Source organism: Streptomyces sp. NPDC042102, from assembly GCF_055582305.1.
In genome coordinates this window covers 123,213-145,863 of record NZ_JBVJDL010000002.1, presented here as the reverse complement: position 1 = coordinate 145,863, position 22,651 = coordinate 123,213, and the positions used below count along the sequence as shown (strand labels likewise).

At 72.1% G+C, this 22,651-nt stretch carries 17 protein-coding genes; 12 read left to right on the top strand and 5 right to left on the bottom strand.

What is annotated here, in order from left to right:
- Nucleotides 1-194 precede the first annotated feature (194 nt).
- The gene (locus tag ACZ6KO_RS08690; RefSeq protein WP_469301932.1) at nt 195-1,175 is read left to right on the top strand and encodes a TerC family protein; all 981 of its coding nucleotides are present in this window, start codon (nt 195-197) and stop codon (nt 1,173-1,175) included.
- Between the two features lie 42 nt (nt 1,176-1,217).
- Here the strand turns inward: ACZ6KO_RS08690 and ACZ6KO_RS08685 are convergent, their stop codons facing one another.
- The 3 genes from ACZ6KO_RS08685 to ACZ6KO_RS08675 all read right to left on the bottom strand — a co-directional run bounded on the left by ACZ6KO_RS08685 (nt 1,218) and on the right by ACZ6KO_RS08675 (nt 4,176).
- Nucleotides 1,218-2,510: an MFS transporter gene (locus ACZ6KO_RS08685; protein ID WP_469303775.1), complete on the bottom strand. Its 1,293-nt coding sequence runs from the start codon at nt 2,508-2,510 to the stop codon at nt 1,218-1,220.
- A 306-nt stretch (nt 2,511-2,816) separates the two neighbouring features.
- Nucleotides 2,817-3,473 carry an MBL fold metallo-hydrolase gene (locus tag ACZ6KO_RS08680; protein WP_469301930.1) on the bottom strand — a complete coding sequence of 219 codons (657 nt, stop codon included), beginning with the start codon at nt 3,471-3,473 and terminating at the stop codon, nt 2,817-2,819.
- Nucleotides 3,474-3,483: 10 nt separating this feature from the next.
- Nucleotides 3,484-4,176, bottom strand: a complete 693-nt coding sequence (locus ACZ6KO_RS08675; protein ID WP_469301928.1) for a maleylpyruvate isomerase family mycothiol-dependent enzyme — start codon at nt 4,174-4,176, stop codon at nt 3,484-3,486.
- Between the two features lie 185 nt (nt 4,177-4,361).
- Between ACZ6KO_RS08675 and uvrA the strand changes: the two genes are divergently transcribed.
- Complete coding sequence (gene uvrA, locus ACZ6KO_RS08670) at nt 4,362-7,313, top strand: excinuclease ABC subunit UvrA (RefSeq protein ID WP_469301926.1); 2,952 nt, start codon at nt 4,362-4,364, stop codon at nt 7,311-7,313.
- Between the two features lie 428 nt (nt 7,314-7,741).
- Here the strand turns inward: uvrA and ACZ6KO_RS08665 are convergent, their stop codons facing one another.
- On the bottom strand, nt 7,742-8,626 hold the full coding sequence (locus ACZ6KO_RS08665) for a carbohydrate kinase family protein (protein WP_469301924.1): 885 nt from the start codon (nt 8,624-8,626) through the stop codon (nt 7,742-7,744).
- 109 nt (nt 8,627-8,735) lie between these two features.
- Between ACZ6KO_RS08665 and ACZ6KO_RS08660 the strand changes: the two genes are divergently transcribed.
- Nucleotides 8,736-9,161, top strand: a complete 426-nt coding sequence (locus tag ACZ6KO_RS08660) for a Rieske (2Fe-2S) protein (RefSeq protein ID WP_469301922.1) — start codon at nt 8,736-8,738, stop codon at nt 9,159-9,161.
- 58 nt (nt 9,162-9,219) lie between these two features.
- Here the strand turns inward: ACZ6KO_RS08660 and ACZ6KO_RS08655 are convergent, their stop codons facing one another.
- Nucleotides 9,220-10,152, bottom strand: coding sequence for a hypothetical protein (locus tag ACZ6KO_RS08655; RefSeq protein WP_469303773.1), 933 nt, complete (start codon nt 10,150-10,152; stop codon nt 9,220-9,222).
- A 238-nt stretch (nt 10,153-10,390) separates the two neighbouring features.
- On the opposite strand from ACZ6KO_RS08655, the gene ACZ6KO_RS08650 reads away from it, so the two are divergent.
- From ACZ6KO_RS08650 to ACZ6KO_RS08610, 9 genes are all read left to right on the top strand, one after another.
- Entirely contained in the window at nt 10,391-10,987 is a 597-nt protein-coding gene (locus ACZ6KO_RS08650) for a papain-like cysteine protease family protein (protein ID WP_469301919.1), read from the top strand.
- 5 nt (nt 10,988-10,992) lie between these two features.
- Nucleotides 10,993-11,883 carry a hypothetical protein gene (locus ACZ6KO_RS08645; protein WP_469303771.1) on the top strand — a complete coding sequence of 297 codons (891 nt, stop codon included), beginning with the start codon at nt 10,993-10,995 and terminating at the stop codon, nt 11,881-11,883.
- Between the two features lie 78 nt (nt 11,884-11,961).
- Entirely contained in the window at nt 11,962-13,971 is a 2,010-nt protein-coding gene (gene uvrC / locus ACZ6KO_RS08640) for an excinuclease ABC subunit UvrC (RefSeq protein WP_469301917.1), read from the top strand.
- The gene (gene rapZ / locus ACZ6KO_RS08635; protein ID WP_469301915.1) at nt 13,968-14,903 is read left to right on the top strand and encodes an RNase adapter RapZ; all 936 of its coding nucleotides are present in this window, start codon (nt 13,968-13,970) and stop codon (nt 14,901-14,903) included. The genes uvrC and rapZ overlap by 4 nt, the downstream gene beginning before the upstream one ends.
- Nucleotides 14,900-15,952, top strand: coding sequence for a gluconeogenesis factor YvcK family protein (locus ACZ6KO_RS08630; protein ID WP_401447439.1), 1,053 nt, complete (start codon nt 14,900-14,902; stop codon nt 15,950-15,952). The genes rapZ and ACZ6KO_RS08630 overlap by 4 nt, the downstream gene beginning before the upstream one ends.
- The gene (gene whiA, locus ACZ6KO_RS08625; protein ID WP_179172094.1) at nt 15,943-16,932 is read left to right on the top strand and encodes a DNA-binding protein WhiA; all 990 of its coding nucleotides are present in this window, start codon (nt 15,943-15,945) and stop codon (nt 16,930-16,932) included. The genes ACZ6KO_RS08630 and whiA overlap by 10 nt, the downstream gene beginning before the upstream one ends.
- Before the next feature lie 196 nt (nt 16,933-17,128).
- Entirely contained in the window at nt 17,129-20,092 is a 2,964-nt protein-coding gene (locus tag ACZ6KO_RS08620) for a M14 family metallopeptidase (RefSeq protein ID WP_469301909.1), read from the top strand.
- 220 nt (nt 20,093-20,312) lie between these two features.
- Nucleotides 20,313-21,317 carry a type I glyceraldehyde-3-phosphate dehydrogenase gene (gene gap, locus ACZ6KO_RS08615; protein WP_469301907.1) on the top strand — a complete coding sequence of 335 codons (1,005 nt, stop codon included), beginning with the start codon at nt 20,313-20,315 and terminating at the stop codon, nt 21,315-21,317.
- 117 nt (nt 21,318-21,434) lie between these two features.
- Nucleotides 21,435-22,646, top strand: a complete 1,212-nt coding sequence (locus ACZ6KO_RS08610; RefSeq protein WP_469301905.1) for a phosphoglycerate kinase — start codon at nt 21,435-21,437, stop codon at nt 22,644-22,646.
- Nucleotides 22,647-22,651 lie beyond the last annotated feature (5 nt).

Sequence of the window (22,651 nt, the reverse complement as noted above, 5' to 3'; positions counted from 1 at the left end):
CAAAAGCTCCCCTCCGGGTACGCTCATGTGTGCGGAGGGGAGTATTCCTGCTGTTTCCTGCGCGGCGTTCCCGTCAGTACGGACCGTGACCGGTCCCGGGGCGCCGGCCCGCGGCCGTGGTGCGGCCCGGGTGGAAGAGACCTCCGGCAGCGATGTCGCTGACCTTGTTGAGCCATCTGCCGGAGGCGTGAACCGTGGACGTTTCGTTGTATACGTGGGTGCTGACCATTGCTGGTCTGAGCATCCTCATCGGCGCCGATTTCCTGATCGGCCGCAAGCCCCATGACGTGTCGATCAAGGAGGCCGGTACCTGGACGGTCGTCTGGATCGTCCTCGCCGCCCTCTTCGGCCTCGGCCTGTGGTTCTTCGGCAGCGCCCAGGCTTCCGGGGAGTTCTTCGCGGGCTTCATCACCGAGAAGTCGCTGAGCGTCGACAACCTCTTCGTCTTCGTCCTGATCATGGCGAAGTTCGCGGTGCCCTCCCACCTCCAGCAGCGCGTGCTGCTCGTGGGCGTCCTGATCGCCCTCGTCCTGCGCGCGATCTTCATCGCCGCCGGCGCCGCGATCATCTCCAGCTTCTCGTGGGTCTTCTACATCTTCGGCGCGTTCCTGATCTACACCGCCTGGAAGCTCATCCAGGAGGCGCGCAAGGACGAGGACGAGGACGAGTTCGAGGAGAACCGCCTCCTGAAGTCGGTCGAGAAGAAGTTCGGCGTCGCCGACCAGTACCACGGCACCAAGCTCTTCATCCAGCGCAACGGCAAGCGGATCCTGACCCCGCTGATGATCGTGATGCTGGCCATCGGCACCACCGACGTCCTCTTCGCCCTGGACTCGATCCCCGCGATCTTCGGCCTCACCCAGGACCCGTACATCGTCTTCACCGCCAACGCCTTCGCCCTGATGGGCCTGCGCCAGCTGTACTTCCTCATCGGCGGCCTGCTCGAGAAGCTGGTCCACCTCAGCTACGGCCTGTCCATCATCCTGGGCTTCATCGGCGTCAAGCTGGTGCTGCACGCCCTGCACGAGTCCGGTGTCCACGTCCCGCAGATCTCCATCCCCGTCTCCCTGGGCGTCATCTGCGGTGTCCTCGTGATCACCACCATCACCAGCCTGATCGCCTCGAAGAAGCAGGCGGCCGAGGAGGCCGCCCGCCAGGACAGCGTCGACGCCTAGACGTACCCCGGCGCCCACGGCGTCGCGCGCTTCAGGTGCGGATCACGCGGGGGCGGCCACTTCGGCCGCCCCCTTCCGCGTCTCCACGAGCGCCGGATTCGTCTCCGGCAGCAGCGCGTAGCAGGCCAGGCTCAGCAGGGCGATCCCGGACAGGTACGCCGCCACGCCCCACGGCGGCCCCGACCCGTCCGCCAGCGCCGTCGCCACGATCGGGGTCAGCGCCCCGCCCAGCACCCCGCCCAGGTTGTAGCCGACGGCCGCGCCCGTGCACCGGATCCGCGGCGCGTACAACTCCGGCAGGTACGCCCCCACCACCGCGAACGACAGCACCATCGCCAGCAGTGCCCCCACCGATCCCACCGTCATCCACAGCGGGTCCGCGGTGCGCAGCAGCGCCACGAACGGGAACATCCACAGCGCGGTCGCCGTGCAGCCCGCCAGGCACAGCGGGCGCCGGCCGTACCGGTCGCCGAGCACCGCGACCAGCGGTGTCACCAGCCCCTTGAGCGCGACGGCCGCCATGATGCAGGCCAGCATCACCGTACGGTCCACCTTCAGCCGCTCCGTCGCGTACGCCAGCGCCCACGTGGTCACCGCGTAGAACGTCGCGTACCCGACGGCCAGCGCCCCGCCGGTCAGCAGCAGCAGCCGCCAGTGGCCCCGCACCACCTCGGCCAGCGGGGCCTGGGCCCGCTGCCCCTGCTCGGCGAGCTCCCGGAACTGCGGGGTCTCCTCCACCGCCCGGCGCAGCCACAGCCCGGCCAGCGCCAGCACACCGGCCGCCCAGAACGGCACCCGCCAGCCCCAGGAGAGGAACTGGGCGTCGGTCAGCGTCGCCGAGAGCGTCAGGGTCATGCCGTTGGCGAGCAGGAAGCCCACCGCCGGGCCGATCTGCGGGAAGCTCGACCACAGCCCGCGCCGCCGCTCGGGGGCGTGCTCGGCGGTCAGCAGGACCGCCCCGCCCCACTCGCCGCCCAGCCCGAGGCCCTGCAGGAAGCGCAGGACGAGCAGCAGCAGGGGAGCGGCCACCCCGATCGAGTCGAACGTCGGCACGCAGCCGACCGCCACCGTGGCGAGTCCGGTCAGCAGCAGCGAGGCCAGCAGCACGGGGCGGCGGCCGTACCGGTCGCCGATGTGCCCGAAGACCGCCGAGCCCAGCGGCCGGGCGATGAAGCCGACGCCGAAGGTGCCGAACGCGGCGAGGGTCCCGGCGAGCGGCGAGAACGTCGGGAAGAACAGCGGGCCGAGGACGAGGGCCGCGGCGGTGCCGTAGACGAAGAAGTCGTAGAACTCGATGGCGGTGCCGGCGAGCGAGGCAGAGGCGAGCCGCAGCATCGACGGGCCGCGCGTCGCACCGGGGGAGCCGGGGCCGGAGCCGGGGGAGTCGGAGTCGGAGTCGGGGGAGCCGGGGCCGGAGCCGGCGGCATGGGCGGAAGCGGAGGAGTGATCATCGTGCATGAGGCTGCAACTACCCCTTCCCGCACGCTCAGGAGGTGCGAAAGTCCATCCTCGACCGGAAGGAGTGCACCGTATCCCGGGGTTGACGCAGCACCGCCGAGATCTCGCCAGCGCGCGGCCGCGCACCGCGGCCCCCGGCCTCCCGCGCACGGGAGGGCCGGGGGCCGCGCAGGTGGTGGGGGGTTACCAGCCGCGCTCGCGCCACTCGGCCAGGTGCGGCCGCTCGGCGCCGAGCGTGGTGTCGTTGCCGTGGCCCGGGTACACCCAGGTCTCGTCCGGCAGCTGTCCGAAGATCTTCTCCTCCACGTCCCCGATCAGGCTGGCGAAGGCCTCCGCGTCGCCCCGGGTGTTTCCGACGCCGCCCGGGAAGAGACAGTCACCGGTGAACACGTGGGGGTGGCCGTGCGGGTCGTCGTAGACGAGCGCGATCGAGCCCGGGGTGTGGCCGACCAGGTGGCGGGCGGTCAGCGTGACCCGCCCGACCGTGATGGTGTCCCCGTCCCGGACCGGCACGTCGGTGGGCACCGGGATGCCCTCGGCGTCCAGCGCGCCGGCGTACGTCCGTGCGCCGGTGGCGTCGACGACCTCCCGCAGGGCGCCCCAGTGGTCGCCGTGCTGGTGCGTGGTGACGACGGACGCGATGCCGTCGTCGCCGATCAGGTGCAGCAGTGTCTCGGGCTCCGCCGCCGCGTCGATCAGCAGCTGCTCGTCGGTGGCCCGGCACCGCAGCAGGTACGCGTTGTTGTTCATCGGGCCGACCGCGACCTTGGAAATCATGAGGTCCGTGAGTTCGTGCACGTCGGCCGGACCGCCGACCTTCACCGCTCCGCTGTACGTCATGTCCGCAATCCTAGAGCGGCGGGAGCCCGGGCAGGGGTCCGCCCTCGACGGCCAGGTGCGCGCCCTTGAGGTCGCGTCCGGCCAGCCAGCCCAGCAGCTCGTCCTTGGGCCCGGAGACGGTCACGGGGGTGCCGTCGGCGCCGCCGGTGTGCCAGACCCCCTCGCCGTGGGAGGGGCGCAAGGTGACCGGGGGCACGTCCGCGCGCCCGGACCAGCGGTCGGCGAGGAAGTCGATCTCGCGGTCGGTGAACTCCTCGGGCAGGTCGGCGAGCGTGTAGCCGATGCCGAGGTCCACGTGGTGCAGCTCGACCTCGACCAGGCGCCGGAAGGGCACCCGGGAGGCGCTGTCGGTGACCCCGCCCCGCAGCTCCACCGTGCGGGACCAGTCCTGCGCCGGCTCGCCGGTCGCGAGGAACCGGGCCGCGGAATTCCGCAGGTCCGTCAGCTGTTCTTCGAGGGGCCGGCCGGAGCCCTGCTCGATGTCGGTGTCGCGGGCGGTCGCGCTCTCGTACATGGGACGGCCCTCGAGGACGTTGACGAGGGCGTCCGCGTTGCGGGCGAGGTGGGCGAGGATGTGGCCGCGGGTCCAGCCGGGGAGCAGTGACTCCTCCGCCAGAGCCGCGTTGTCCAGTTTCGCGACCGCGGTCAGCAGCCGGTCCGTGGCCTCACGTACAGATCGCAGGTCGTGCACATGATCAATCATGATCCGACCCTAGCCGCCGCCACACGATCGGGTGAAGCGCCCGACCGAGTGCCGAAAATCGAATGCGCGTGCTATACGCTCGGTGTTCCGAAGACTTCATCCGCTGCCGAGGTCGTCCCCCGGCCCCCTACCCTGGAACGGCCGGGGCTCCGTGCCCCGCTCTCTCAAGAAAGGTGCGGACCGGCGTGACCGACCGTCTCATCGTTCGTGGCGCTCGCGAGCACAACCTGAAGAACGTCTCGCTCGACCTGCCCCGCGACTCCCTCATCGTCTTCACCGGCCTGTCCGGTTCGGGCAAGTCCTCCCTGGCCTTCGACACGATCTTCGCCGAGGGCCAGCGCCGCTACGTCGAGTCGCTGTCGTCGTACGCCCGGCAGTTCCTCGGGCAGATGGACAAGCCCGACGTGGACTTCATCGAGGGCCTCTCGCCCGCGGTCTCGATCGACCAGAAGTCGACCTCGCGCAACCCGCGCTCGACGGTCGGCACCATCACCGAGGTCTACGACTACCTGCGCCTGCTCTTCGCGCGCATCGGCAAGCCGCACTGCCCCGAGTGCCGCCGCCCCATCTCCCGGCAGTCGCCGCAGGCGATCGTCGACAAGGTGCTGGCACTGCCCGAGGGCAGCCGCTTCCAGGTGCTCTCGCCGCTGGTGCGCGAGCGCAAGGGCGAGTTCGTCGACCTCTTCGCGGACCTGCAGACCAAGGGCTACAGCCGGGCGCGCGTGGACGGGCAGACCATCCAGCTCTCCGAGCCGCCCACCCTGAAGAAGCAGGAGAAGCACACCATCGAGGTGGTCGTCGACCGCCTGACCGTGAAGGAGAGCGCCAAGCGGCGCCTGACCGACTCCGTCGAGACGGCCCTCGGCCTGTCCGGGGGCATGGTCATCCTGGACTTCGTCGACCTCGCCGAGGACGACCCCGAGCGTGAGCGGATGTACTCCGAGCACCTCTACTGCCCGTACGACGACCTGTCCTTCGAGGAGCTGGAGCCGCGCTCCTTCTCCTTCAACTCGCCCTTCGGCGCCTGCCCCGAGTGCACCGGCATCGGTACGCGCATGGAGGTCGACCCGGAGCTGATCGTCCCCGACGAGGAGAAGTCCCTCGACGAGGGCGCGGTCTCGCCGTGGTCGCTGGGCCACACCAAGGACTACTTCCAGCGGCTGGTCGGCGCGCTCGCCGGCGAGCTGGGCTTCCGTACGGACATCCCGTGGGCCGGGCTGCCGCAGCGGGCGAAGAAGGCCCTGCTGTACGGCCACAAGACCCAGATCGAGGTCCGCTACCGCAACCGGTACGGGCGGGAGCGGGCGTACACGACGGCCTTCGAGGGCGCCGTGCCGTTCGTCAAGCGCCGGCACTCGGAGGCCGAGAGCGACGCGAGCCGCGAGCGCTTCGAGGGCTACATGCGCGAGGTGCACTGCCCCACCTGCGAGGGCACCCGGCTGAAGCCGATCGTGCTCGCGGTGACGGTGATGGAGAAGTCCATCGCCGAGGTCTCCGCCATGTCGATCAGCGAGTGCGCGGAGTTCCTCGGCGAGCTGCGGCTCGACGCCCGCGACAAGAAGATCGCCGAGCGGGTGCTCAAGGAGGTCAACGAGCGGCTGCGCTTCCTGGTCGACGTCGGCCTGGACTACCTCTCGCTGAACCGCGCCGCCGGCACCCTCTCGGGCGGCGAGGCGCAGCGCATCCGGCTGGCCACGCAGATCGGCTCCGGCCTGGTGGGCGTGCTGTACGTGCTGGACGAGCCGTCGATCGGCCTGCACCAGCGCGACAACCACCGGCTGATCGAGACGCTGGTCCGGCTGCGCGACATGGGCAACACGCTGATCGTCGTCGAGCACGACGAGGACACCATCAAGGTGGCCGACTGGGTCGTGGACATCGGCCCCGGCGCCGGCGAGCACGGCGGCAAGGTCGTGCACAGCGGCTCGCTGAAGGAGCTGCTGAAGAACGGCGAGTCGATGACCGGGCAGTACCTGTCCGGCAAGAAGTCGATCGCGATCCCGGACGCCCGCCGCCCGGTCAACGGCGAGCGCCGGCTGACCGTGCACGGCGCGCGCGAGAACAACCTGCGGGACATCGACGTATCGTTCCCGCTGGGCGTGCTCACGGCCGTGACCGGTGTCTCGGGCTCCGGCAAGTCGACGCTGGTCAACGACATCCTGTACACGCACCTGGCGCGCGAGCTGAACGGCGCGCGGTCGGTGCCGGGCCGGCACACCCGGGTCGACGGCGACGACCTCGTCGACAAGGTCGTGCACGTCGACCAGTCCCCGATCGGGCGGACCCCGCGGTCCAACCCGGCGACGTACACGGGCGTCTTCGACCACGTGCGCAAGCTCTTCGCGGAGACGATGGAGGCGAAGGTGCGGGGCTACCTGCCCGGGCGCTTCTCCTTCAACGTCAAGGGCGGCCGCTGCGAGAACTGCTCCGGCGACGGCACGATCAAGATCGAGATGAACTTCCTGCCGGACGTGTACGTCCCGTGCGAGGTCTGCCACGGCGACCGGTACAACCGGGAGACGCTGGAGGTCCACTACAAGGGCAAGTCCATCGCGGAAGTCCTGGACATGCCGATTGAGGAGGCCCTGCACTTCTTCGAGGCGGTCCCGACGATCGCGCGGCACCTGAAGACGCTGAACGAGGTGGGGCTGGGCTACGTCCGCCTCGGCCAGTCGGCGCCGACCCTGTCGGGCGGTGAGGCGCAGCGCGTGAAGCTGGCGTCCGAGCTCCAGAAGCGGTCGACGGGGCGGACGGTCTACGTCCTGGACGAGCCGACGACGGGTCTGCACTTCGAGGACATCTCGAAGCTGATCAAGGTGCTGTCGGGGCTGGTGGACAAGGGGAACTCGGTGATCGTCATCGAGCACAACCTCGACGTCGTCAAGACCGCGGACTGGGTCATCGACATGGGTCCGGAGGGCGGCTACGGGGGTGGCCTGGTGGTCGCCGAGGGCACGCCGGAGCAGGTCGCCTCGGTCGGGGCGAGCCACACCGGCAAGTTCCTGCGGGACATCCTCGGGGCGGACCGGATCTCGGACGCGGCCGCGCTGGCGGGGGCGCCGGTGAAGAAGAAGGCGGCGGCCCGGAAGACGACGGCGGCCCCGACGAAGCGCACCCCCCGGGCCCGCAAGGCCTGACGCCCCCCGACCGGGGCCGCGTCGGGGCTCGGCCCGGGCCCCGACGCCCCGCGCCTCAATCGCCGGCGGGCTGGGTGGGCGGGGCGCTGCCCCGGGCCCCGCGCCTCAAACGCCGGCGGGGCTCAAAGATCGGGGGCTGCGCCCCCGGGCCCCCATACGTGCGCTTCGCGCCCGTGCGCTCAAACGCCGCGCGGGCTGGACATGCCGCTGCGCGGCATCCCAGCCCCGCGGCGGACAACCTCCCAGCGTCTCCGGGCAACCTCCCAGCGCCGCCGGGCCCCACTCCAGCCTCGCCGGCGTTTGAGGCGCGGGGGTGTGGGGGCGGGGCCCCCGCAGGGGCGGCCGGCCCAGCGCTCACGCCCCGCCGCCGGGCACCCTTTCCAGCCCCGCCGGCGATTGAGGCGCAGGGGCGGAGCCCCGGGACCAGGTCACCGCCCGCCATAGGCGTTGAGCTCCGTCGCGAACGGGGGTTCCGCGCCCGCGCGGGTGCAGGTGAGGGCGGCCGCGCGGGCGGCGAAGGCCAGGGTGGACGGCCAGTCGACCGGGCCGCCGCCCGCCAGCCGGTGCAGCAGCGCCGCGTTGACCGTGTCGCCCGCGCCGATCGTGTCGGCGACCGTCACCGGCCGCGCGGCCGCCGTGTGCTCCCCGCCCTCCCGCGTCCGTACGGTCAGCCCCGCCGCGCCCCGGGTCAGCACCACCGCCCGCGGTCCGGCCGCCAGCCAGTCGTCCACGCGGCCGCCGAGCCAGTCGGCGTCCTCCTCGGACAGCTTCAGCACCGACACGTACGGCAGCCAGGACCGGAACCGGGCCCGGTACGCCGCCGGGTCCGCGATCAGCGCCGGGCGGATGTTCGGGTCCAGCAGGGTCAGCAGCCCGCGCCCCGACTCCCGGCGCAGCAGCTCCTCGTACGCGCTCGCGCCCGGTTCCAGCACCAGCGAGCACGTGCCGAGCGCCAGGGCCCGCGCCCGCGGCGGCAGGGCGGGCGGCAGGGCGAAGAGCCGGTCCGCGGTGCCCTCGACGTAGAAGGAGTACGCCGCCGAGCCGTCCGGGGCCAGCGAGGCCACCGCCAGCGTCGTCGGCTCCGGCCCGCGCCGCACCAGCGACAGGTCCACGCCGGCCGCGCGCAGCCCGGCCAGCAGGGTGTCGCCGAAGCCGTCCTCGGAGACCCGGGAGCAGAAGGCGACCTCCGCGCCGAGCCGGCCCAGCGCCAGCGCGGTGTTGTACGGGCCCCCGCCGGGGCGGGGCAGCAGCGCGCCCGGTGGCGCGGCCACGGGCACGAGGTCTATCAGGGCTTCTCCGCCGACGACGATCACACCGCGGAACGTATCCCACCGGGCGGAGGCCCCGGTACCGCTCGTATCGCACCCCGGCGCCGCCGGTATCGTCGGAGGTCAGCCGTACCGCCCGTCCCGGGAGAAACCCATGCCTGCGCAGCCCGCCGCCCGCCGTACCGTGCTCAAGGGCGCCGCCGCCCTCGCCGGGGCCGCCGGTGCCGGGGCCCTCACGGCCTGCTCCACCGCGACCAACAGCGGCGGCGCCACCCCGCCGACCCCCACCGCCCCCGTCGACCTGGGCGCGGCCGCCGATGTCCCGGTCGGCGGTGCCAAGCTCTTCCGCCAGGAGAAGGTGCTGGTCAGCTGCCCGGCCGAGGGGCAGTACAAGGCGTTCAGCGCCCAGTGCACCCATGCCGGCTGCGTCCTGGACAAGATCAAGGACGGCGAGGGCAACTGCCCCTGCCACGGCAGCCGTTTCGACGTCACCACCGGCAAGCCGCTGCGCGGCCCGGCCACGGACCCCCTCCCGCCGGTGCCCGTCAGGGCCGAGAACGGCCGGCTGATCGCCGGCTGACGCAGGCTGATCGCCGGCTGGCACCGGCCGACGCCGGATCCCGCGCGCGGCGCGCGCGTCAGTCCCAGTCCCAGGCGATGCCCAGGATGCCGCGGCGCACCCCCTGCTCGACCAGGTGGACCGCCCGGTGGCGGCCGCTGGGGGTGAGATCGGTGAGGTGGCCGCGCGGCGCACCCGCGGCGCTCTGCGCGAACCGGCGGCAGCGGACCGGCAGGGCGGCCTCGTCGAAGCGGACCTGGAGCACGTACTGGCCGCCCGGGTACGGGAAGCCGCGCACGTACTCGCGGCTGCGGCCGCCGGTACCGTCCTCGAAGCCGTAGCCGAAGAGGTAGGTGTCCCCGGCGCGCAGCCGGGCGTCGAAGAGGAGCTCGGCGACGACCACCCCGGCCTCGTGGTGCCGGCGCACCCGGCCGGGGCGGCAGTTCTCGTACGCGCGGACCTCGACCCGGGCCGGCTCGCACCCCGGGTCGCCGTGGTGGACGGCCACGTAGCGGTCGATGCCGTCGCGGTGGGCCCGCACGACGTGCTGCGACTCGCGGCCGCACAGCTCCCCGGCGGGGCCGATGCGGACCCGCTCGTGGTGGCCGACGGTGTGCAGGCCGCCGTCCGCCGGCAGCTCCAGGGCGGCCACCAGGTTCTCCACGGCGTCCCCCACGCTGACCAGTTGCCGGTAGGAACGGCCGGTCGTGGCCGGCCCGGAGCCGGGCGCGGAGCCCTGCGGCACCGCCAGCAGCCGGACCAGCGCCCCGTCGGGCAGGTCCAGGATCTGCTCCAGTGCCCGTACGGCCCTGAGGGACTCGGGACGGCGTGGCCGGCGGACCCCCTGCTGCCAGTAACTGAGGCTGGTCACACCGACCTTGATGCCGCGCGCCGCCAGCCGGTGCTGCACCCGGTGCAGCGGCAGGCCGCGCGCGGCCAGCGCGCCGCGCAGCGCGAGGTGGAAGGGCCCGGCGCGCAGCGTCTGCGCGAGATCAGCGGCGGGGTCACCGATCGGCCGCACGGCGGCTCCTCCTGTGAACGTTCACGCGTGAGGGGGCGGACGGCCGGTCCGGTCCACCAGGGGCGCAGGTGGCAGGACGGCAGACGTTCACATCACAGTCTCGCCATTCACACTGCAATGTCACCGTGTATTGAAGCGTGTTGACCTGATCGCGACAACACCCTGATGCTCCTCCACAGCGTCCGGACGCGCTCCTCTCATCCCCACCCCCCACCGCGGGAGGAACGCGATGCGCAACCGAAACCGGCGGCTCCCCCTGGCCGCCCTCGTCACCACCTGCCTGTTCGCGCTGCCCACCGGCACGGCAACCGCCGCCGACGCCGGTGCGGACGGCAGAACGGCCCTGGCCGCCAAGCGGCTGAACATCACCATGCAGGCACAGCAGAAGACGAACTGGTGCTGGGCCGCCGGCGGCAACACCATCGCCACCTGGTTCGGCCGCAGCTACAGCCAGAACCAGTTCTGCAACGCCGCCTTCAACCGCCAGCAGGGCACCGAATGCCCCAACAACCAGGCCACCCTGGGCAACGTCCAGAACGGCCTCAGCTGGGCGGGCGTCAACCCCGGCTCGTACGTCACCGGATGGCTGCGCTACCCCACGGTCCAGACCGAGATCAATGCGGGCCGGCCCGTCGAGACGCGCATCCAGTGGTCGGGCGGCGGCGGCCACATGCACGTCGTCTACGGCTACGACACCGCCAGCAGCTGGGTCTACTGGGGCGACCCCTGGCCCTCCAGCGACCGCTACAACTGGGCCTCGCACGCCTGGTACGTCGACAACAGCACCTTCTCCTGGACCCACTCCCTCTACCGGATCGGGGCGTGACCGCCATGACCGTGCCCCGCCGCGCCACCGCCCTGACCGGGATCCTCGCCGCCGCCACCCTGCTCGGGCTCGCCCCGCAGGCCACCGCGGCCCCCGTCCCGCAGCCGCAGACCGCCACCGCCGAGACCAGGGAGGCCGCCCGGCAGGCGGCCGCCGCGCCCGCCACCCTGGAGACCCTCGCGAAGTTCTTCGCCCGCGAGGGGCAGGCCACGCTCGCCGCCGCGCAGCCCCGGATCGAGGGCGAGCCCCTGCCCGTGCACTACCTCTCCCCGGACTTCGTGGCCGGCCGGGCCGGCGCGCCCGTGGCCCGGCTGGAGTTCCTCGCCAGCAAGGCGGTCTCCGCCGACGGCCGGCAGGCCGCCCTGTGGACGGCGCGCACCGGATCCGGCTGGCAGGTCGTGAACATCGCGAGCGGCGACGACGAGTTCCGCTACGCCGCCCTCGGCGCCGCCGCGCTGCCCGGCGGGACGGTGTTCCGCGAGCCCCAGACCGACGCCTGGTACGTCGCCCGGGAGAACCGGGTCCTGCCGCTCGACGAGGACGCCGTGACGGCCGTCGGCGCCGGGGGCACCACCCTCGACGCCTACCGGGCCCGGGTGACGAAGGCGTACGGCGGCAAGCTGCCGGGCTCGGCGTACGCGAAGTCCGGCGCGGCCGGCGGCTACGCCCCGGCTCAGGACCAGGGGCAGAACCAGGGCCAGGACCAAGGGCAGGACCAAGGGCAGAACCAGGGCCAGGATCCGGCGCACGTCCCCGCCGCACAGGCCGCCCCGGGCCCGGAGCGGGCCGGGAACGACGTCCCCGTGGCCGCCGGAGCTGCGGCCGCCGCCCTCGCCCTCGGGACGCTGGGCCTGCTCGCCGTCCGCCGGGCCCGCCGGACGGACGCCCGGGCCTGATCACCCCCTGCGCCCCGCCCGCTGCCCGGGCGGGGCACAGAGGCCCGGTTGTCACACCCCGCAAGTAGGGTTGGACCCATGGCCGACCCTTCCAGCTACCGCCCCCAGCCGGGTCAGATCCCCGACTCCCCGGGGGTCTACCGGTTCCGCGACGAGCACCGGCGCGTGATCTACGTCGGGAAGGCCAAGAGCCTGCGCCAGCGCCTGGCCAACTACTTCCAGGACGTGGCCGGCCTGCACCCCCGTACCGCCACGATGGTGACCACGGCCGCGTCCGTCGAGTGGACCGTGGTCGCCACCGAGGTCGAGGCGCTCCAGCTCGAATACTCCTGGATCAAGGAGTACGACCCCCGGTTCAACGTCAAGTACCGGGACGACAAGAGCTACCCCTCCCTGGCCGTCACCCTGAACGAGGAGTACCCGCGCGTCCAGGTCATGCGCGGCCCCAAGAAGAAGGGCGTGCGCTACTTCGGGCCTTACGCCCACGCCTGGGCCATCCGCGAGACCGTCGACCTGATGCTCCGGGTCTTCCCCGTACGCACCTGCTCCGCCGGAGTGTTCAAGCGGTCCGCGCAGATCGGCCGGCCCTGCCTGCTCGGGTACATCGGCAAGTGCGCCGCGCCCTGCGTCGGCCGGATCAGCCCCGAGGACCACCGGGAACTGGCCGAGGACTTCTGCGACTTCATGGCGGGCCGCACCGGCTCCCACCTCTCCCGCCTCGAACAGCGGATGCACGAGGCCGCCGAGGAGATGGAGTACGAGAAGGCGGCCCGGCTGCGCGACGACATCGGCGCGCTGCGCCGCGCCATGGAGAAGAACGCCGTCGTGCTGGCCGACGCCACCGACGCCGACCTGATGGCCGTCGCCGAGGATGAGCTGGAGGCCGCCGTCCAGATCTTCCACGTGCGCGGCGGCCGGGTCCGCGGCCAGCGCGGCTGGGTCACCGACAAGGTCGAGGCCGTCGACACCGCGGGCCTGGTCGAGCACGCCCTGCAGCAGCTGTACGGGGAGGAGAGCGGCGAGAGCGTCCCCAAGGAGGTGCTGGTCCCGGCGCTCCCCGAGGACACCCCGGCGCTCGCCCAGTGGCTCGCCGGGCGGCGCGGTTCGCAGGTCAGCCTGCGCATCCCGCAGCGCGGGGACAAGAAGGCGCTCATGGAGACCGTCCACCGCAACGCGCAGCAGTCCCTGGCCCTGCACAAGACCAAGCGCGCCAGCGATCTCACCACCCGCTCCCGCGCCCTGGAGGAGATCGCCGAGGCCCTGGAGCTGGACAGCGCGCCGCTGCGCATCGAGTGCTTCGACATCTCCCACCTCCAGGGCGACGACGTCGTGGCCTCCATGGTCGTCTTCGAGGACGGCCTCGCCCGCAAGAGCGAGTACCGGCGCTTCCAGATCAAGTCCTTCGCGGGCCAGGACGACGTCCGCTCCATGCACGAGGTCGTCTCGCGGCGCTTCCGCCGCTACCTGCGCGAGAAGCTCAAGACCGGCGAGTGGGTCCCCGAGGACGGCGACGACGTCCCCGCCGAGGACGACGGCCGCCCCAAGCGCTTCGCCTACCCTCCGCAGCTGGTCGTGGTCGACGGCGGCCGGCCGCAGGTCGCGGCCGCCCAGCGGGCCCTGGAGGAGCTCGGCATCGACGACGTGGCCGTGTGCGGCCTGGCCAAGCGGCTGGAGGAGGTCTGGCTGCCCGGCGAGGACGACCCCGTCGTGCTGCCGCGCACCAGCGAGGGCCTCTACCTGCTGCAACGGGTCCGTGACGAAGCCCACCGGTTCGCCATCCAGTACCAGCGCGCCAAGCGGGGCAAACGCCTCACGGCGGGCCCGCTGGACGACGTACCGGGCCTGGGGGAGAGCCGCCGGCACGCCCTGGTGAAGCACTTCGGTTCGGTGAAGAAGCTGAGACAGGCGACAATCGACCAGATCTGCGAGGTCCCGGGCATAGGACGCAAGACGGCGGAGACCGTGGCCGCGGCCCTCGCCCGGGCCGTCCCCGCGGCTCCTGCCGTGAACACGGCCACAGGAGAGATCATGGAGGACGAGCCCCCCGCATCCGCGGGAGCGACGTCCGAACGGGGGACCGAGCAATGACCGAGTACGACCGAGACGGAGCACAGGTGAGTACGGGCACGACAACGGAGCCCGGCGAGGCCGCCGAGGCGGCCATCCCCGAGCTGGTGATCATCTCCGGCATGTCCGGAGCCGGCCGTAGTACGGCGGCCAAGTGCCTGGAGGACCTCGGCTGGTTCGTCGTCGACAACCTGCCGCCGGCGCTGATCCCCACCATGGTGGAGCTCGGGGCCCGGTCCCAGGGCAACGTGGCGCGCATCGCCGTCGTCGTCGACGTCCGCGGCCGGCAGTTCTTCGACGCCCTGCGCGAGTCCCTCGCCGATCTCGACACGCGCGGCGTCACCCGGCGCACGGTGTTCCTGGAGTCCTCCGACGACGCGCTCGTGCGCCGCTTCGAGTCGGTCCGCCGCCCGCACCCGCTCCAGGGCGACGGCCGGATCACCGACGGCATCGCCGCCGAGCGCGACCTGCTGCGCGAGCTGCGCGGCGACGCCGACCTGGTCATCGACACCTCCAGCCTGAACGTGCACGAGCTGCGCGCGAAGATGGACGCCCAGTTCGCCGGCGACGAGGAGCCCGAGCTGCGGGCCACCGTCATGTCCTTCGGCTACAAGTACGGCCTGCCCGTCGACGCCGACCTCGTCGTGGACTGCCGCTTCATCCCGAACCCGCACTGGGTCCCGGAGCTGCGCCCCTTCACCGGGCTCAACGAAGAGGTCTCGGCGTACGTCTTCGGCCAGCCCGGCTCCAAGGAGTTCCTGGACCGCTACACCGAGCTCCTCCAGCTGATCGCCGCCGGCTACCGGCGCGAGGGCAAGCGGTACGTGACGATCGCGGTCGGCTGCACGGGCGGCAAGCACCGCAGCGTGGCCATGTCCGAGAAGCTCGCCGCCCGCCTCGCCTCCGAGGGAGTCGAGACCGTCGTCGTCCACCGGGACATGGGGCGCGAGTGACCGGACGGAGCCTGCGGCTGCGCCGCCTGCGCCGGGTGACCGCGGGGCGTGCCGAGGACCACGGCCGCTCCGTGCGCCGGCGGGGCGCGCAGCCCAAGGTGGTCGCACTGGGCGGCGGGCGGGGCCTGTCGGCCTCGCTGGCCGCCCTGCGGCGCATCACCGGTGACCTCACCGCCGTGGTCACCGTCGCCGACGACGGCGGCTCCAGCGGCCGGCTGCGCGAGGAGCTGGGCGTCCTGCCGCCCGGCGACCTGCGCAAGGCGCTGGCCGCGCTGTGCGGCGACGACGACTGGGGCCAGACCTGGGCCCGGGTCATCCAGCACCGCTTCTCCTCCCGCGGCGACCTGCACGAGCACGCGGTCGGCAACCTGCTGATCGTCGCCCTGTGGGAGCAGCTCGGCGACCATGTCCAGGCCCTGGACCTGGTGGGCAAGCTGCTCGGTGCGCAGGGCCGGGTGCTGCCCATGTCGGCGGTCCCGCTGGAGCTCCAGGCGCTGGTACGGGGCCACGACCCGGCCCGTCCGGACGACGTGGACACCGTACGGGGCCAGGCCACCGTGGCCCTGACCCCGGGCGAGGTGCAGTCCGTGCACCTGGTGCCGAACGACCCGCCGGCCGTGCCGGAGGCCGTCGAGGCCGTCCTGGACGCGGACTGGGTCGTGCTCGGTCCCGGCTCCTGGTTCTCGTCGGTGATCCCGCACCTGCTGGTGCCCGAGCTGCTCGACGCGCTCACCGCGACCAAGGCGCGCCGGGTCCTCTCGCTGAACCTCGCGCCGCAGCCGGGTGAAACAGAGGGCTTCTCTCCGCAGCGTCATTTGGAGGTTTTGGCCCGACACGCCCCTAAACTCGCCCTGGACGTGGTGCTGGCCGACCAGGCCGCCGTGCCCGACCGCGAGTCCCTCGCCGATGCCGCCCAGCGCTTCGGTGCCGCGGTCGAGCTGGCGCCGGTGGCCAGGGAAGCAGGTTCTCCGAAACACGACCCGGAGCTGCTGGCCGCCGCGTACGACCGTATTTTTCGGATGCATGGAAGGATCGGCCCATGGCGATGACGCCAGCGGTGAAGGATGAGATCTCCCGGCTCCCCGTCACCCGGACCTGCTGCCGGAAGGCCGAGGTCTCGGCGATTCTTCGGTTCGCCGGTGGGCTGCACCTGGTGAGCGGCAGGATCGTCATCGAGGCGGAGCTCGACACCGGGATCGCGGCGCGCCGGCTGCGCAAGGACATCCTGGAGATCTTCGGTCACTCCTCGGACCTGGTCGTGATGGCTCCGGGCGGCCTGCGCCGCGGCAGCCGGTACGTCGTCCGCGTCGTCGCCGGCGGTGACCAGCTCGCCCGCCAGACGGGCCTGGTCGACGGCCGCGGCCGGCCGATCCGCGGGCTGCCGCCGCAGGTGGTCTCCGGGGCCACCTGCGACGCCGAGGCGGCCTGGCGCGGCGCCTTCCTGGCCCACGGTTCGCTGACCGAGCCCGGCCGGTCCTCCTCGCTGGAGGTCACCTGCCCGGGTCCGGAGGCCGCCCTGGCCCTGGTGGGCGCCGCCCGCCGGCTGTCGATCGCCGCCAAGGCCCGCGAGGTCCGCGGCGTCGACCGGGTCGTCGTACGCGACGGCGACGCGATCGGCGCGCTGCTGACCCGGCTCGGTGCCCACGAGTCGGTGCTGGCGTGGGAGGAGCGGCGGATGCGGCGCGAGGTGCGCGCCACCGCCAACCGCCTGGCCAACTTCGACGACGCCAACCTGCGCCGTTCGGCCCGGGCCGCGGTCGCCGCCGGCGCCCGCGTGCAGCGCGCGCTGGAGATCCTCGGCGAGGAGGTCCCCGAGCACCTCGCCGCGGCCGGCCGGCTGCGCATGGAGCACAAGCAGGCCTCCCTGGAGGAGCTCGGCGCCCTGGCCGACCCGCCGCTGACCAAGGACGCGGTCGCCGGCCGGATCCGCCGCCTGCTGGCGATGGCCGACAAGCGCGCGCAGGACCTCGGCATCCCGGGCACGGAGTCGAACCTGAGCGAGGAGATGGCCGACAACCTGGCCGGGTAGTGCCCGCCGGGCGCTGCCGGGCCCGGCCCGACGGCCCGCCGCGGTCCGTACTTCCGTACGCCGAAGGGCCCGCACGCGTCACGCGTGCGGGTCCTTCCGCGTACCCGGCGCGGCACGCCCCATTGACATGGCCATGTGACGATCGTGAGCCTGTGCGTCGAACCGCTTTCGTGGCATACGACGCCCAGGGGGGCACATGAGGCACCGCGCGAGATCGATCCTCGCCGCCAGCGCACTCGCATTAGGTTCACTCGCCGCCGTACCGGCGGCCCACGCCCGGCCCGCCGCGGAGGCGGGACCCGCCTCCGACGAGGTCCGGGTCTACGACGCCGACATCACCCAGGAGCAGGTCCCGCTCGTCCTCGCCGCCGGCCAGGACGCCCACGAGCTCGGCGAACGGGCCCCGGAGAACGGCACCGCCCGCGTCGAGCTCTTCCTCACCACCGCCCAGGCCAAGGACCTCGGCGCCCAGGGCATCCGGCTCGCCGAGCGCACGGTGTCCGGGCGGGACGCGGCCCGCGGCAAGGCGGCCGGCGACGGCGTCTTCCGCCCCTACAGCGGCAGCGGCGGCCTGCGGGAGGAGATCGTCAGGACCGGCGAGGCCAACCCGGGCATCGCCAAGGTCGTCTCCCTCGGCAAGACCGTCCAGGGCAAGGACATCCTCGCCCTGAAGCTCACCAAGAACGCCCGTCAGAGCCGCGACGGCTCCAAGCCGTCCGTGCTCTACATGTCCAACCAGCACGCCCGTGAGTGGATCACCCCCGAGATGACCCGGCGGCTGATGCACCACTACGTCGACAACTACGGCAAGGACGCCCGCATCACCCAGCTCGTGGACTCCACCGAGCTGTGGTTCCTGATCTCCGCCAACCCCGACGGGTACGACTACTCGCACGCCCCCGACGGCCAGCGGCTGTGGCGCAAGAACCTCCACGACAACAACGCCGACGGCAGGATCACCCCGGGCGACGGGGTCGACCTCAACCGCAACTTCGCCTACAAGTGGGGCTACGACAACGAGGGTTCCTCGCCGAACCCGGCGAGCGAGACCTACCGCGGAACGGGCCCGAACTCCGAGCCCGAGACCGTCGCCCTCGACGCCTTCCAGAAGCGGATCGGCTTCGAGTACGGCATCAACTACCACTCCGCCGCCGAGCTGCTGCTCTACGGCGTGGGCTGGCAGGTGGCCACCCCGACCCCCGACGACGTGCTCTACAAGGCGCTCGCCGGCACCCCGGAGAACCCGGCCGTCCCCGGCTACTACCCGCAGGTCTCCTCCGAGCTCTACACCACCAACGGCGAAGCGGACGGCCACGCGGCCAACGTCAACGGCATGATGATGTTCACGCCGGAGATGACGACCTGCCAGACCGCCTCGCGGATCGACCCCGACGACCGCTGGAAGCCCGAGGACTGCGCCTCCGGCTTCAACTTCCCCGACGACGAGAAGCTCATCCAGGCGGAGTTCGCCAAGAACATCCCCTTCGCGCTCTCCGTCGCCGAGACCGCCGCTCACCCGGACCGGCCGTCCTCGGTCGTCGGTCTGACCGCCGCGGACTTCACCCCCGACACCTTCGCCACCTCCTACGCGGCCCGCGGCCAGGACCAGCAGGTCGCCGTCACCGCCCGCAAGTCGGTGCGCGACAAGGAGCTCAACTACCGGATCAACGGCGGCCGTACGCACGACGAGGACCTCAAGGCCTGGAAGGGCGGCGAGACCTACGGCGGCGACGACAACCTCCACTTCGACGAGTACCGCGCGAAGGTGGAGGGTGCCCGTCCGGGCGACAAGGTCGAGGTCTGGTTCACCGGCCGCGACCGCGACGGCAAGAAGGTCGGCAGCGAGCACTTCACGTACACCGTCGCCGAGCGGCCGCGCGCCGACGTGCTGGTGGTCGCCGAGGAGGGCGCCCCGGCCCAGCACGCCCAGGCGTACGTGGACGCGCTGCGCGCCAACGGCCGGTCGGCGGCCGTCTGGGACGTCGCCGCCCAGGGCGTGCCGCACCACCTCGGCGTGCTGTCCCACTTCGGCACGGCCGTCCACTACACGGGAGCCCAGGCCCCGGGCGGGGACACCCAGCTCGCCGTGCGCGACTACCTCAACGAGGGCGGCAAGCTGATCGAGGCCGGTGAGCTGGCCGGCGGCCGCGCCCAGGTCGGGCGGGCCGCGACGGACGACTTCAGCCAGTACTACCTCGGTGCCTTCGGCCGTACGACCGTCCGCGGCGCGACCGGCTTCACCGGGGCCGGTGCCCTGGGCGGCGCCAAGGGGGCCCTGGGCGACGCCGCGGGCAACCCGCTCAACGCCCCCGGCTCCTACACCGTCACCTCCGACACCCTGCCGGCCGACCGGTTCCCGCAGTTCAGGAGCGCGCAGACGGGCGGGTACGCCGGGGTCGTGAACCCGTACGCCCCCCGCTCCGGCGCCTGGATGGCCTCGGCCACCCACGCCGACGGCGACTGGCGGCGCCTGGTGCGCACGGTCGACCTGACCGGCGTCACCGCGGCCGACAAGCCGCAGCTGAAGCTGGCGCTCAACTGGAACACCGAACCCGGCTACGACCACGCCCTGCTGGAGGCCCACCCGGTCACCGGCGGCGACACCGAGGCCTGGACGACCCTGCCCGAGGCCTCCGGTCTGACCGGCACGGCGGTGCCCGAGGAGTGCGAGGCCGGGTACTTCGTGAACGGCCACCCGTTCCTGCGCCACTACCTGACGGTGGAGGCGGGCGCCTGCAAGGCGAGCGGTACGAGCGGCACCTGGAACAGCTTCACCGGTTCCTCGGGCGGCTGGAAGGACGCGGTCTTCGACCTCGGCGCCTACGCGGGCCAGAAGGTCGAGCTGTCCCTCTCGTATGTCACCGACCCCGGTTCGGGCGGCCGCGGCGTCTTCGCGGACGAGGCGAAGCTGATCGTCGGCGGCGCCGAGAAGGAGTCCGAGGGCTTCGAGACCTCGCTCGGGAGCTGGGCGGCGCAGGGTGCGCCGGCCGGAAGTCCCGCCGTCGAGGGCGAGTGGTCCCGTACCGGCGAGCTGTTCCAGTCCTTCTCCTCGGTCACCACGCGTGACACGGTGCTCCTCGGTTTCGGCCTGGAGCACCTGCAGGCGGCCGAGGATCGCGCCGTACTCGTCGGTAAGGCCCTGCGCGCCCTGCGCCGCTGACCCGGAGCTGACTCTGAGTGATGAGGGCTTTGGTCCCGGACGGCCTGTACCCGCCCCATGGGTACGGGCCGTCGCGGGTATCCACGGGGAGACCTGGGGAGTGTCAAGGCTGTCTCGATGTCACTCCACGCCTCACAGAGAGGTAGGGTCGTAAGCGGTCGGGGACATCCCATACAGATCGCCGGCGTCCAAACCGGCGCACCAACGAGGAGATCGGTTCGTGACGATCCGCGTAGGCATCAACGGTTTTGGCCGAATTGGCCGCAACTACTTCCGTGCTCTTCTGGAGCAGGGGGCGGACATCGAGATCGTCGGTGTCAACGACCTGACTGACAACGCCACCCTCGTGCACCTTCTGAAGTACGACACCATCCTCGGGCGCCTCAAGCACGAGGTGAGCCACACCGACGACACGATCACCGTCGGCGGCAACACCTTCAAGACCTTCGCCGAGCGCGACCCCGCGAACCTGCCCTGGGGCGAGCTGGGCGCCGACATCGTGATCGAGTCGACCGGCATCTTCACGAAGAAGGCCGACGCCGCCAAGCACCTCGCCGCGGGCGCGAAGAAGGTCCTCATCTCGGCCCCGGCCAAGGACGAGGACATCACCATCGTGATGGGCGTCAACCAGGACAAGTACGACGCGGCCAGCCACGACGTCATCTCCAACGCCTCCTGCACCACCAACTGCGTGGCGCCGATGGCCAAGGTCCTCGACGAGAACTTCGGCATCGTCAAGGGCATGATGACGACGGTCCACGCGTACACGAACGACCAGCGCATCCTGGACTTCCCGCACTCGGACCTGCGCCGCGCCCGCGCCGCCGCCGAGAACATCATCCCGACCTCCACCGGTGCCGCGAAGGCCACCGCGCTGGTGCTGCCGCAGCTCAAGGGCAAGCTGGACGGCATCGCCATGCGCGTCCCGGTCCCCACCGGCTCGGTCACCGACCTCGTCCTGGAGCTCGACCGCGAGGTCACCAAGGACGAGATCAACGCGGCCTTCCAGAAGGCCTCCGAGGGCCAGCTCAAGGGCATCCTCGACTACACCGAGGACGCGATCGTCTCCTCCGACATCGTGAACTGGCCGGCCTCCTGCACCTTCGACTCCTCCCTGACCATGGTTCAGGGCAAGCAGGTCAAGGTCGTCGGCTGGTACGACAACGAGTGGGGCTACTCCAACCGTCTCGTCGACCTCACTGTCTTCGTCGGCGGCCAGCTCTAGGACCTAGGGCGGGCACCACGATGTGAAGCACAGGGCTCGGGCAGCGCGATGAAGCGCCGTACGGGCCCTGTTGCTTGCCTCAGTACGGCTTCACTGCTTCAAGGAGTCACACAGATAATGAAGACGATCGACGAACTTCTCGCCGGGGGCGTCGCCGGCAAGCGGGTCTTCGTCCGCGCCGACCTGAACGTGCCGCTCGACGGCACCAAGATCACCGACGACGGCCGGATCCGCGCCGTCCTGCCGACCATCGCGGGGCTCGCCGAAGCCGGCGCCCGCGTGATCGTCGCCTCGCACCTGGGCCGCCCCAAGGGCGCGCCCGACCCGGCCTTCTCGCTGGCCCCGGCCGCCGCACGGCTCGGTGAACTGCTGGGCCAGGACGTCGCGTTCGCCACCGACACCGTCGGCGAGTCGGCCACGTCGGTCGTCGCCGGCCTCGCCGACGGCCAGGTCGCCGTCATCGAGAACCTGCGCTTCAACGCCGGCGAGACCGCCAAGGACGACGCCGAGCGCGGTGCCTTCGCGGACCGCCTCGCCGAGCTCGCCGACCTCTACGTCGGCGACGGCTTCGGCGCCGTGCACCGCAAGCACGCCTCGGTCTTCGACCTGCCCGCCCGCCTCCCGCACGCGGCCGGCCACCTGATCGCCACCGAGGTCGGCGTCCTGAAGAAGCTCACCGACGACGTCAAGCGCCCGTACGTGGTCGTCCTCGGCGGCGCCAAGGTCTCCGACAAGCTCGCCGTGATCGACGAGCTGCTCGGCAAGGCCGACCGCCTGCTCATCGGCGGCGGCATGGCGTACACCTTCCTCAAGGCCAAGGGCCACGAGGTCGGCATCTCCCTCCTCCAGCAGGACCAGATCCCGACGGTCCTGGAGTACATGGAGCGCGCCGAGAAGAACGGTGTCGAGCTGGTCCTGCCGGTCGACATCCTGGCCTCGGCGGACTTCCCCGACCTCAAGGGCAAGACCCCGGCCGACTTCACCACCGTCGACGCGGACGCGATCCCCGCCGACAAGGAGGGCCTGGACATCGGTCCCAGGACCCGCGAGCTGTACGCGTCGAAGATCGCCGACGCCGGCACCGTCTTCTGGAACGGTCCGGTGGGCGTCTTCGAGCACCCCGACTACGCCGGCGGCACCCGCGCGATCGCGCAGGCCCTCGTCGACTCCGCCGCCTTCACCGTCGTCGGCGGCGGCGACTCCGCCGCGGCCGTGCGTACGCTCGGCTTCGACGAGAACGCTTTCGGCCACATCTCGACCGGCGGCGGCGCCAGCCTCGAATACCTCGAGGGCAAGACGCTGCCCGGCCTCGCCGCACTGGAGGACTGAACCAC